Source organism: Mycobacterium sp. IDUB_17 (assembly GCF_055419465.1).
This window is the reverse complement of the sequence record NZ_JBVAXS010000005.1, coordinates 231334-243160: the sequence shown is the minus strand read 5'-3', so window position 1 is coordinate 243160 and position 11827 is coordinate 231334. Positions and strand designations below refer to the sequence as shown.

General features: G+C 67.1%; 10 protein-coding genes and 1 tRNA gene. 5 read left to right on the top strand and 6 right to left on the bottom strand.

All coding sequences use genetic code 11. The features are described 5' to 3' along the window. Nucleotides 1-8 precede the first annotated feature (8 nt). The gene (locus tag ACZYZ7_RS22070; protein ID WP_135456562.1) at nt 9-1562 is read right to left on the bottom strand and encodes a carboxyl transferase domain-containing protein; all 1554 of its coding nucleotides are present in this window, start codon (nt 1560-1562) and stop codon (nt 9-11) included. A gap of 72 nt (nt 1563-1634) precedes the next feature. Here ACZYZ7_RS22070 and ACZYZ7_RS22065 point away from each other — a divergent pair, with 72 nt between their 5' ends. Next, nucleotides 1635-2231: an SACE_7040 family transcriptional regulator gene (locus ACZYZ7_RS22065; protein ID WP_135456564.1), complete on the top strand. Its 597-nt coding sequence runs from the start codon at nt 1635-1637 to the stop codon at nt 2229-2231. Here ACZYZ7_RS22065 and ACZYZ7_RS22060 read toward each other — a convergent pair. Then, a complete protein-coding gene (locus ACZYZ7_RS22060; protein ID WP_450072782.1) occupies nt 2228-4126 on the bottom strand; it encodes an alpha/beta hydrolase family protein in 1899 nt (632 codons plus the stop codon). The two genes, ACZYZ7_RS22065 and ACZYZ7_RS22060, sit on opposite strands and share 4 nt — an antisense overlap. Nucleotides 4127-4207: 81 nt before the next feature. Here ACZYZ7_RS22060 and ACZYZ7_RS22055 point away from each other — a divergent pair, with 81 nt between their 5' ends. Next, nucleotides 4208-4993, top strand: coding sequence for an MmpS family transport accessory protein (locus tag ACZYZ7_RS22055; protein WP_450072783.1), 786 nt, complete (start codon nt 4208-4210; stop codon nt 4991-4993). 36 nt (nt 4994-5029) lie between these two features. Here the strand turns inward: ACZYZ7_RS22055 and ACZYZ7_RS22050 are convergent, their stop codons facing one another. Next, a complete protein-coding gene (locus tag ACZYZ7_RS22050; protein ID WP_450072784.1) occupies nt 5030-6337 on the bottom strand; it encodes an MFS transporter in 1308 nt (435 codons plus the stop codon). 43 nt (nt 6338-6380) lie between these two features. On the opposite strand from ACZYZ7_RS22050, the gene cmrA reads away from it, so the two are divergent. Then, complete coding sequence (gene cmrA / locus ACZYZ7_RS22045) at nt 6381-7187, top strand: mycolate reductase (RefSeq protein ID WP_135456570.1); 807 nt, start codon at nt 6381-6383, stop codon at nt 7185-7187. A gap of 142 nt (nt 7188-7329) precedes the next feature. On the opposite strand, the gene ACZYZ7_RS22040 is transcribed toward cmrA, so the two are convergent. After that, nucleotides 7330-8901, bottom strand: a complete 1572-nt coding sequence (locus ACZYZ7_RS22040; RefSeq protein WP_450072785.1) for a helicase HerA-like domain-containing protein — start codon at nt 8899-8901, stop codon at nt 7330-7332. A 117-nt stretch (nt 8902-9018) separates the two neighbouring features. Here ACZYZ7_RS22040 and orn point away from each other — a divergent pair, with 117 nt between their 5' ends. Both orn and ACZYZ7_RS22030 read left to right on the top strand, forming a co-directional pair. After that, nucleotides 9019-9666, top strand: a complete 648-nt coding sequence (gene orn, locus ACZYZ7_RS22035) for an oligoribonuclease (RefSeq protein ID WP_167857916.1) — start codon at nt 9019-9021, stop codon at nt 9664-9666. Nucleotides 9667-9706: 40 nt separating this feature from the next. Further along, nucleotides 9707-9779, top strand: a tRNA-His gene (locus ACZYZ7_RS22030). 74 nt (nt 9780-9853) lie between these two features. On the opposite strand, the gene ACZYZ7_RS22025 is transcribed toward ACZYZ7_RS22030, so the two are convergent. Both ACZYZ7_RS22025 and ACZYZ7_RS22020 read right to left on the bottom strand, forming a co-directional pair. Next, nucleotides 9854-10213: a hypothetical protein gene (locus tag ACZYZ7_RS22025; protein WP_135456576.1), complete on the bottom strand. Its 360-nt coding sequence runs from the start codon at nt 10211-10213 to the stop codon at nt 9854-9856. Between the two features lie 101 nt (nt 10214-10314). Continuing rightward, nucleotides 10315-11805: a PPE domain-containing protein gene (locus ACZYZ7_RS22020; RefSeq protein ID WP_463741816.1), complete on the bottom strand. Its 1491-nt coding sequence runs from the start codon at nt 11803-11805 to the stop codon at nt 10315-10317. Between the last annotated feature and the right edge of the window lie 22 nt (nt 11806-11827).

Genomic DNA, 11827 nt, shown 5'->3' with positions numbered 1-11827 from the left:
GGTCATCATCACATCCGGAATACGCCGTAGGAGACCGGCTCCAGCGGAGCCTGGCCGACAACCGAAAGGGCAAGTCCGAGCACGGTTCTGGTGTCCGCCGGGTCGATCACCCCGTCATCCCAGAGCCGGGCGGTCGAGTAGTACGGATTGCCCTGGTGCTCGTACTGGGCCCGGATCGGCGCCTTGAACTGTTCTTCCTCCTCGGCGCTCATCTCGCCGCGCACGGTGGCCAGAACCGAAGCGGCCTGCTCGCCGCCCATCACCGAGATGCGCGCGTTGGGCCACATCCACAGGAACCGGGGCGAATAGGCGCGCCCGCACATCGAGTAGTTGCCCGCGCCGTAGGAGCCGCCGATCACCACGGTCAGCTTCGGCACCCGGGCACAGGCCACCGCGGTGACCATCTTGGCACCGTGCTTGGCGATGCCCGACGCCTCGTAGTCGCGGCCGACCATGAACCCGGAGATGTTCTGCAGGAACAACAACGGCGTCTTGCGCTTGTCGCACAGCTCGATGAAATGCGCTCCCTTGAGCGCGGATTCGCCGAACAGCACACCGTTGTTGGCGACGATGCCGACCGGGTGGCCGTGGATGCGGGCGAACCCGGTGACCAGGGTGGTGCCGTACTCGGCCTTGAATTCGTTGAACTCGCCGCCGTCGACGATGCGCGTGATCACCTCGTGCACGTCGTAGGGCACGCGGGCGTCGACCGGAACCACGTCGTAGAGCTCGGTCTGGTCGGCGACGGCGTCCACGGTGGGCGCCACCGCCCACGGCGGCGCTTCGGCCGGCCCCAGGGTGGCGACGATGTTGCGCACGATCCGCAGAGCGTCACGGTCGTCGTGGGCCAGGTGGTCGGTGACGCCCGAGGTCTTGGAGTGCAGGTCCCCGCCGCCGAGGTCCTCGGCGGTGACGATCTCACCGGTGGCCGCCTTCACCAGCGGCGGACCGCCGAGGAAGATCGTGCCCTGATTGCGCACGATGACGGCCTCGTCGCTCATCGCAGGCACATACGCCCCGCCCGCGGTGCACGAGCCGAGCACGGCGGCGATCTGCGCGATGCCCTGTGCGCTCATGGTGGCCTGGTTGTAGAAGATGCGACCGAAGTGCTCGCGGTCTGGGAACACCTCGTCCTGGCGTGGCAGGAACGCACCGCCCGAGTCGACCAGGTAGATGCACGGCAGCTTGTTCTGTAGGGCGATCTCCTGCGCGCGCAGGTGCTTCTTGACCGTGACCGGGTAGTACGTGCCGCCCTTGACGGTGGCGTCGTTGGCGACGATCAGGCATTCCCGGCCGGAGACCCGGCCGATGCCGGCGATCATTCCGGCGCCCGGACATTCGTCGTCGTACATCCCGTCGGCCGCCAGCGCGGCGATCTCCAGGAACGGGCTGCCCGGGTCCAGCAGGCCGTCGACGCGGTCGCGGGGCAGCAATTTGCCCCGGTCGACGTGACGTTGACGGGCCCGCTCGGGGCCGCCGAGGGCGGCGGTGGCGAGCTTGGCGCGCAGCTGGTCGACCAGCGCCAGATGCTCGTCGCGGTGCGATGACAAGGCAGCTCCCATTTCGGTTAATGACAACTAACTCGTGATAGGTTAGTTTTCATTAACTGAGTTGTCTACCCTCCCGGAGGCGCCATGCCCGACAGCGCCGTCACTCGTCGCAGTAAGGCCAAATCCGATCGCCGTAGCCAGCTGATCGCTGCCGCCGAGCGGCTGGTGGCCGAACGCGGCTATCTCGCGGTGCGCCTGGAGGACATCGGCTCGGCGGTCGGAATCAGCGGACCTGCCATCTACCGGCATTTCCCCAACAAGGAAGCCCTGCTGGTCGAACTGCTCGTCGGGATCAGTACCCGCCTGCTTGCCGGGGCACAGGAAGTCACCGCGCGGACCGACGACCCCGCAGAGTCGCTGGACGCCCTGGTGGACTTCCACCTCGACTTCGTCTTCGGTGAATCCGACCTGATCCGCATCCAGGACCGCGACCTGGCCCACCTTCCCGATACGGCCAGACGACAGGTGCGCCGCGCCCAGCGTCAGTATGTGGAGATCTGGGTGACGGTCCTGACGCGGCTCGACCCGGACCTGACCGAGGACGATGCCCGGGTGATGGCCCATGCCGCGTTCGGCCTGCTGAACTCCACCCCGTACAGCGTGAGACCCGCTGCACCCAAGACACATTCACGCGCGGTACTGCGCCGGATGACACTGGCGGCGCTCACCGCAAGCGGCTAGACGCCGAACGCCTTGGCCAACCAACGGGTCGCGGCATCGACCAGCACGGCACGGTTCTCCCGCTTGGCGATCTCGTGCCCGTCGTCCTCGAAGATGAGGAGTTCGGCGGTACGCCCCAGCACAGTGAGCGCGTCATACATCTGACGCGACTCGTCAGGCGGCACGTTGGTGTCGTTGCCGCCGTGCACCAGCAACAGTGGCGCGATCACCTGATCTGCCTTCGGCAGCGGCGAAAGCCGTTCCAGCAGATCATGATCCGCAACCGGATGGCCGTATTCGGGATAGGACGCCGCCGCGATCCACGGCTCGGTGGTGCGATAGAAGGTGTTCAGGTCGCTCATCCCGCAGATGCTGATGCCCGCGGCGAACAACTCTGGATGAAAAGCCAATGCCGCCTGGGTCAGATAGCCGCCGTACGACCATCCGGTACAGGCCAGCCGGTCGGCCGGCGCGATCCCCAGGTCGAGCAGATACCGGGCGCAATCGGCGACGTCGTCGATCGCGGCGAACCGCAACTCCTTGTCGTCGGCGTGCACGAATGCCCGGCCGAATCCGCCCGAGCCGCGCACATTCGGCGTCAGCACCGCGATACCGGCATCGAGCAGCGCCGGGAAGATCTCGTTGTATTCGGGCCGCGCCTGCCCCTCCGGGCCGCCGTGCAGAAACATCGCCGCGCCCACCACCTCGCCGTGCGGCCGGTACAACCACCCGGTGAGCTCCAACCCGTCGCGCGCGGTTATCCGCTCCAGCGTCGGCGCCGAGGTCAACGGTCCGCTGCTCGGCTCCCGGTCGATCCGCTCCCATTCCAGTGAACGTGGATCGACGAGTTCGACCGTGCGCGGCAGCGACGGCCCCTGCACCGTCACCGCCACCATCGAGCCGCCCGCGCTGATACTCAGCTCACCGGCAACCGGACCGGGCAGCGGAATCGGTGCCGACAGCGTCTCGTCGGCATACTCCAGGATCTGCAGCTCGGAGCGGCCGTCGATGTTCCACAACAACGCGACCGTGGACAGATCGTCACTGACCACGAACTCGTCGAGCTCATAGCCGGCCCGCTCCGCGACGACGTGATACGTCACCCCCTCGGCGGTGACGGTGACCTCCAGCAGACGCGCATGCGCGGCGCCGTTGTCACTGCGGATCAGTGCCCGCACGAATCCCTCGGTGCTGTTGGGCCCGTACGTGCCGGCCGGGTGGTACAGCGTGGTCTCGCCGTCGATACCACTGCGGAGCCGGCGCGGGGTGTGATCGTCGAGGATCACACCGAAATCGGTGACCGAGCCGGGATCCGATGGCAGCAGCGCAATTTCGGTGAGCCCCCACAACATGATGAGCTCCTGGTATCCGCGCGGGCCGACCCGCACCAGCGAGGCGCCCGCCCACGCGTCCACGAGCCGACCGCCCGAGCGCCGGTCGAGCACGAGGGTGTCCCCGGTGGCCGGATCGATCAGGCACGAACTGCCGACGCCGTCCTCCCCGGTGAGGATCGCCGCGACCTGGGTGCCGTCCCAGCTGATGAGTTCCGCGGTGCCTTCGGCGTCGGCCGGCCAGTAGTCGATCCTGCGCGCGTCACGGTCGTCGGGATCGGTGGTCACCACCCAGATCTGGCTGCGGGTCCCGCCTTCGGGGGCCACCTGGCAGGCCAGCCAGTGGCCGTCGGCGGAATGGATGACCTTCGTCACGGGCCCGACCACGGGCAGCTCGACGTCGCGTGACGAGCTGGCCCGCCAGCCGCGCAGGAACCGCTGCACCGCGCGCGGGTAGCCGCCGTCGTCGACCAAGTGGGCAAAAGCCGTCGCATCCGGTGACAACGACGCGCCGTAGTTCACCCGCACGTGCCGATCTGCGGCCACCTCGCGTCCTCCCGTCAGTTCTGCGGTCCACTCCAGCATGTCCCCGCAACTCGCTCGCCGCGACCTCGGCCGCAGCGGACTGAGCATCCGCACAGGTACCCTCGCAGCCATGAGGTGGGCATGACCGATTCACCACGCCGCGACGGATCCGAGCCGACCCAATCGTTCGGTAGCGGCTACCCCGTGGACTATCCCGATCCGGCGTACTCGAACCAGCCGCCGTATCAGGGCTCGTACCCGGCTGTACCCAATCCGGCGCCACCGGCTGGATCCTCGGCGCCGAATCCCACCCAACAGCTGCCGTCCTACCCTCCCTACGGATACGACGCAGGCGCAACCGGCCAATACGGGGCCGGTTCCCCACCGCCGGGCACCCCTGCCCCGCCGGAGCCCGACAACCACGAACCCCGGCTCTGGCTGTGGATCCTGGCGGCGGTCGCGATCCTGGTGGTCCTGGGCCTCGTCATCGCGCTGGTGATCGCCAACGGGTCAAGCCAGGAGACCGTGGTCGCACCGCAGCCGATCACCCCGCAACCAAGCTTCAGCGTGTCGCCGACGGCGCCCACCACGACCTCGCGCGCTCCGCGCACGATCCCGGCGCCCACCACCGCGCCGCCCACGGCGACCACCCCTGGTGGGCCCACCGAGAGCGTCACCTACGAGGTCACCGGCGAGGGCCGGGCCATCAACATCACCTACCTGGACACCGGCAACATGCTCCAGACCGAGTTCAACGTCCCGCTGCCGTGGAGCAAGCAGGTCGAGCTCGCCGCACCCGCGACCGAAACCGCCAGTGTGAGCGTCGTGAACTTCGGCCCTGACGTCGCCTGCTCCGTGACCGTCAACGGTGTGCAAACCCAGCACCGCACCGGCTCGGGAATCACGATCTGCGTCGGCACTCCCTGAACCGTGAGCCGACGGAGTCGGTAAGTCTCCGTGGGCTCACGGTGTCGGTACGGCGGGACCGGGCTGCCGTGCGGGCACCCGCACGGCCAGCATGCCCGCCAGTCCCACGACCAACACCAGGACCAGACCGCCCATCCCGGCGCGGTCGGCGCCGAAGAAGTCGATGAAGGTGAAGAACAGCCACGGGGCCAGGAACGAGGCCGCGCGTCCGACGGTCGTGTAGAGCCCGAACGCCACGCCTTCCTTGCCGTCCGCGGTGATCCGCAGCATCAAGGTGCGCGCCGAGGACAGCGTCGGCCCGATGAACAGGCACAGCAGCAGGCCACACACCCAGAAGGCCACCGGTCCTGACAGCATGAGCAGGGACAGCGCCACCACGATCAGGCAGACCAGAGATCCGACGATGACGGGCTTGGAGCCCACCCGATCATCGAGCAGGCCACCGCTGACAGCCCCGACTGCCGCGATCACGCAGGCACTGATCCCGAACAACAACACGTCCGCCTGCGAGATGCCATAGACGTTGACACCCAGCACCGCTCCGAACGCGAAGACCCCGGCCAACCCGTCGCGGAACACCGCGCTCGCCACCAGGTAGTAGACGACATTGCGGTCGCGCTGCCATTCACTGCGGATCTCGGCCCACAACTTGCGGTAGGCACCGAAGAAGCCGATGCGTTCGACCGGGACTGCGTCGGTCACCCGCGGCACCACGATGAAGATCGGCAGCGCGAACAACACGAACCAGACCGCGGTGAGCAGCATCACCGCCCGCACGTTCTGCCCGTCTGCGGCCGGAATGCCCAGCAGGCCACGGGTGTCCCCGTCACCGGCGATGAACCCGACGTAGGCCAGCAGCAACAGCACGACGCTGCCGGCATAGCCCAACGCCAGGCCCAGCCCGGAGGTCCGGCCGGACGTCTCGGGAGTGGACAGCTGTCGCAGCATGGCGTTGTAGGGCACGGTGGCCAGCTCGTTGCAGGCTGCGGTGCAGGCCAGCAGGATGAGGCCGGGCATCAGGTAGCGGTGATCGTCACGGATCAGGCTCATCGCCGCCGTCAACATCACGGCCGCACCGGTCATCACGGCCAGCACCCCGCGCCGCCGCTGCGGCGCGTCGACCCAGATACCCGTCACGGGGGCCAGCAGGGCCACCATGAGACCGGCGACCGTCATGGCCCGGCCCAGCCAGCTGGCCGGCGTGGTGTCCCCGGGGAGATCCGCGCCGACGCTGCCGGTCAGGTACACCGAGAACACGAAGGTGACGACGATGGCGTTGAGGCCCGTCGCGCCGCAGTCCCACAATGCCCACGCGAGCACCCTCGCTCGCCCTGGGTTCGTCATGCCCGCCACCTTATGGCCTCCCGCTCCTCTTAGGATTGGCCGCATGCCAGTACCCGCACCCAGTCCGGATGCCCGTGCCGTGGTCACCGGCGCCTCGCAGAACATCGGCGAAGCGTTGGCCACCGAACTCGCCGCCCGCGGCCACAACCTCATCATCACCGCGCGACGGGAGGACGTGCTGACGTCACTGGCGCAACGTCTCACCGAGCGCTACGGCGTGATCGTCGAGGTGCGTGCCGTCGACCTCGTCGACCCCACGGCCCGAGGCGTCCTGTGCGACGAACTGGCCCAGCGCGAAATCTCGATCCTGTGCGCCAATGCGGGCACCGCGACCTTCGGCCCGGTCGTCGACCTCGATCCGGCCGGCGAGAAGGCGCAGGTGCAGCTGAACGTGCTCGGCGTGCACGATCTGGTCTTGGCAGTGTTGCCCGGAATGGTCAAGCGCGGCTCCGGCGGCATCCTGACCTCCGGATCGGCGGCAGGCAACTCACCGATCCCCAACAACGCCACCTACGCGGCGTCCAAGGCGTTCGCCAACACGTTCAGCGAGTCGCTGCGCGGCGAGCTCAAGGGCGCGGGCGTGCACGTCACCGTGCTGGCGCCGGGCCCGGTCCGCACCGAGCTGCCCGACGCGTCCGAGCAGTCCCTGGTCGAACGACTGATCCCCGACTTCCTGTGGATCTCAACCGAATACACCGCCAAGCTCTCATTGGACGGCCTCGACAAGAACAAGATGCGCGTGGTTCCCGGCGTCACGTCCAAGGCCATGTCGATGGCCAGCGGCTACGCGCCGCGCGGCATCGTCACGCCGATCGTCGGCGCTGTCTACAAGAAGCTCGGCGGCGGCTAGTTTTCTTGCGCTTCTCGGCTTCTCAACTTCTCGCCTTCTCGCGCTTCTCGGCGCCGTTTTCTACGCCAGGGCTGCTGATCCTCACGGACCACGACCCTGACGTGGAAAGCGGTGCTGCGCTCAGCTGCGCATGATTCGCCGCTCAGCGGCGGCGGCCGGTCCCGAAGATGCTGCGGGTGATCTCGCGGCCGATGACGGTGCCCGCCGAACGCATGGCGCTCTTGAACGCCGAACTCTTGATCACCTGCTCGAGCATCCCCGGCTCTTGGGGCTGTGCGGGGGCGGGCATCGCCTCGATCTCACCTGAGGCCTCGACCCCGGCGAAGCCGCCCGGATCCTCGGCCGACGGCGGCGGGGCCAGTTTGGCGGCCAGCCGCTCGTACGCCGAATCACGGTCCACGGTCTGGCCATAGGTGGCCTGCAGCGGGCTGGCCTTGGCGGCCGCTGTGATCGCGTCTGTGCCAATCGTGTCCATCAACGACCGCGGCGCCCGCATCCGAGTCCAGGCCACCGGCGTCGGCGCACCCTTCTCCGAGAGCACGGTGACGACCGCCTCGCCGATACCCAACGACGTCAGTGCGTTCTCCAGGTCGTAGACATCGGTCTTGGGGTAGGTGCGCACCGTCTTCGACAGGGCCTTCTGGTCATCAGGGGTGAAGGCGCGCAACGCATGCTGCACCCGGGCGCCCAGCTGGGACAGCACGTTGTTGGGGATGTCGGTGGGCAGCTGGGTGCAGAAAAACACGCCGACGCCCTTGGAGCGGATCAGCTTGACCGTCTGCTCCACCTGATCGAGGAAAGCCTTGGAGGCGTCGTTGAACAGCAGATGCGCCTCGTCGAAGAAGAACACCAACTTGGGTTTGTCGACATCGCCGATCTCGGGCAACGTGGTGAACAGGTCGGCCAGCACCCACATCAGGAAGGTGGAGAACATCACCGGCCGCGCCGCCTGGGCGCCCAATTCCAGCAGCGTGATGATGCCGCGGCCCTGGGCATCGGTCCTCAGCAGATCCTTGGGTTCCAGCTCCGGCTCCCCGAAGAAGGTGTCGGCACCCTCGGCCTCGAGGTTGACCAGCGCGCGCAGGATGACCCCCGCGGTGGTCGGCGACACCGCGCCGAGCGCTTTGAGCTCGGGTTTACCCTCGTCGCTGGTGAGGTACTGGATTACCGAACGCAGATCCTTGATATCCAGCAGCGGCAGACCCTTCTGGTCGGCCCAGTGGAAGATCAACCCCAGGGTGGACTCCTGAGTAGCGTTGAGCCCCAATACCTTTGACAGCAAGATCGGGCCGAAGCTGGTGATGGTGGCCCGGACCGGAACCCCGATGCCCTCGGTGCCCAGCGACAGGAACTCCACCGGGAACGCCGTCGGCGTCCAGCTGTCACCGGTGTCCTTGGCGCGCTGATCGGTCTTGTCGTTGGCGGTTCCGGGGCGGGCCAGGCCGGACAAGTCGCCCTTGACGTCGGCCATCAGCACCGGAACGCCGGCCGCCGAGAGCTGCTCGGCGATCACCTGCAACGTCTTGGTCTTACCGGTACCGGTGGCACCCGCGATCAACCCGTGCCGGTTGACCGTGGCCAACGGGATGCGGACCTGCGCGGCCGGGTCGACGGCGCCGTCGACGACTACCGTTCCCAATTCCAATGCCTGGCCTTCGACTGCGTAACCCGCAGCGATCTGCTGCGCGGGGGTAGCTGTCGATTCGGTGGTCATGCCGCGGTCCTCCCAGTTTGCGCGAACGAGCCAATCGGGGTCTGACACTACTTGCCGGGCGGCGCGCGTGGTGGGTGTGGCAACCCCTCGCCCGGTATGGGAATACTGTGGATCTTCGTGCGAGACGAACTGGTATGGATCGATTGTGAGATGACCGGCCTGGACCTCAAGTCCGATCGGCTGATCGAGATCGCGGTTCTGGTCACCGATGCAGACCTGAACATCCTCGGTGACGGCCTGGACGTGGTCATTCACACCGACGACGAGGCGCTGTCTTCCATGGTCGACGTGGTCAAACAGATGCACACTCGGTCCGGGCTGATCGAAGAAGTCCGGCGGTCGACCGTCGATGTGGCCACCGCCGAAGAGATGGTGCTCGATTACATCCGCGGCCACGTCAAGACGGCCAAGGCCGCTCCCCTGGCCGGCAACTCCATCGCCACCGACCGCGGCTTCATCGCCCGCGACATGGCCAAACTCGACGATTACCTGCACTACCGCATGATCGACGTCAGCTCGATCAAGGAACTGTGCCGCCGCTGGTACCCCCGGATCTACTTCGGCCAGCCCGAAAAAGGCCTCGCCCACCGCGCCCTGGCCGATATCCACGAGTCGATCCGCGAACTCAAGTACTACCGCTCGACCGCGTTCGTCGCCCAGCCCGGGCCGTCTACCAGCGATATTGCTGCGATCGCGGCCGAGCTCGGCCCGCCGAAGGACGACGCGCCAGAAACCGATTCGGCGCTACAGCACCCGAGCAGTTAGTATCTACGAGCCGCATATGCCGAAAGGCTGACCGGCGATGGTGGCTGTAGTTCAGTTGGTAGAGCACCAGGTTGTGATCCTGGCTGTCGCGGGTTCGAGTCCCGTCAGCCACCCCGATATCGGGAACGCCGTCTGCGCAAGCAGGCGGCGTTTCTGTTTCATTGCCGGCGTTCATTGCCCGCGCCACTCAGCTCGGACGTGGAACCCACTCCCACGGATGCAGAAACAGCCAGGCACCAAATCCCAGCGTCGTCACGACGAACACCAGCACCGGTAGCCGGCTGACCAGCTTGCGCCGCAATGCGGCCACGACCGCCACGATCATCAATGTCGCCTGCAACCAGACCGTCGCGGTCAACGGCCAGCCGTCATCGAAGATCCAGGCCGCCGGGCAGTAGAGCAGCAGGGCGAAGAACGCCACGTACAGCGCCACGACGGCTGCGACGACAGTCAATCCACCGATCAGCAGAATGTTGGCCGCGAGTTGCAGACGCGGGGCATCGGACCTTGTGAGGCGCAACAGCCAGCCCACAAGTGCGCATGACATCGCCGTCAGAAAAAGCCAGTCCCATTGCACGCACCGAGTGTTGCAGCTATCAGCGGGACCAGACGACAAGCATGACTCGTCTCACCGCCTACGGCGCGCACTCAATCCTTCGCGTCTGGATCCCAGGTCGACGGCAACATCGGCGCGCTCGGACCGTCCCCGAACCCCCCATCGCCCAACGTCGTCAACCCCGTCGTCGTCGTTTCTGCCTTGTCGAGCACACCGGAAAAGCCCATCGGCCCCGCACCGCGATCCGACACCGTCTGCGCCGCCCCCGGGGAGGCGCTCTCCTGCGGATCGGCCTGGAGGTCCATGTACTCGTTGCCATGGCCTCGGTCCCGCATCCCGGCTCGTCGACGCCGACGGGCCCGCGCCTCTCGGGCTGATTCCCCGGCAACGGCCGCAGCGATATCGGGTTCGGAGGCTTTCTTCTTGGCGATGGCCGAGGAATTGGCTCGTGCCGCGGCGGGGACGCCGACACCGGGCGCGCCGATCAGGTACGGCGGGAAGAACCCCGGCCCACCGCCCGGGGCGGCGGATGGCGCCGGCGCGGAGGTGGCGGTTGTGGTTGCCGACGCCCCGGCCGAGGGGGCCGCCGGAGCGGAGGGCGTAGTCGGAACCGGCGAGCTGCTCGGAACCGACGATGTTCCGCCGGCCGCCGGCCAGGACCCCGGTTCTGCGCCGTGCGGAATCTCGGCGACACCGGATACGGGCGGCTGGATTGCGGCCAAGCCTGCGATGGCCCACCCCAGGTTCGCGGTCACGATGCTCAGAGCCGGCTGAATCAGCGCCGGGGACAGCTGGACAACCACCTGCAACAGCTGCGCCGCGTGGAAAGCCATGTCGGCCAACACCATGGGCAGGTTGGTCAACAGCGCAGCGGGGTCATTCAGCAGATTGTCGATCAGCAAGTGAATGTTCTCGATCTGCTCCTGGCCGACTTCCAGCCACCATCGCGGGTCGAGCGGGCTCAGGTCTCCGTGGCCGTGGTCATCGTCGTGGTCATGGTCATGGTCATGGTCATGGTCATGGTCGTCGTCGTCGTGGTCATGCTCGCCGTGCAGGATCCTTGGCGCCGCCGGGGTAGACGGGGTGGATGCCACCGCGGCCTCAGAGACGCCTTGATAGACGGTCATCGTGGTGGCAGCGAGGATCCACATCCGCACGTAGTCAGCCTCGTTCAAGGCGATCGGAATGGTGTTGATACCAAAGAAATTGGTGGACAACAGGACTGCGTTCCTTGCATGGTTGGCGGCCAACTCGACCAGAGTGGGCATCCCCGCCAATGCACTGGCATAGGCCGCGGCTGCGGCTTCATGCCGGGCAGCGACCGCAGCGCTGTCGGCGTCGGCCTGGTACAGCCACGCCAGATACGGAAGATGAGCTGCCACATACCGTTCCGCGCTCGGACCTTGCCACGCACCAGCGTGTACCCCGCCGAGCACCGTGGCGAGTTCTTCTGCGATCGCGGCATATTCGACGCTCAACGATGACCACGCGCCGGCGGCGGCCAACAGCGCTCCCGGGCCGGGGCCGCTGCTCAACAACGCGGAATGCACCTCCGGCGGCGAGGCCATCCATACCGCGGCCATGAGAACCCTCCTTGTAGACCGT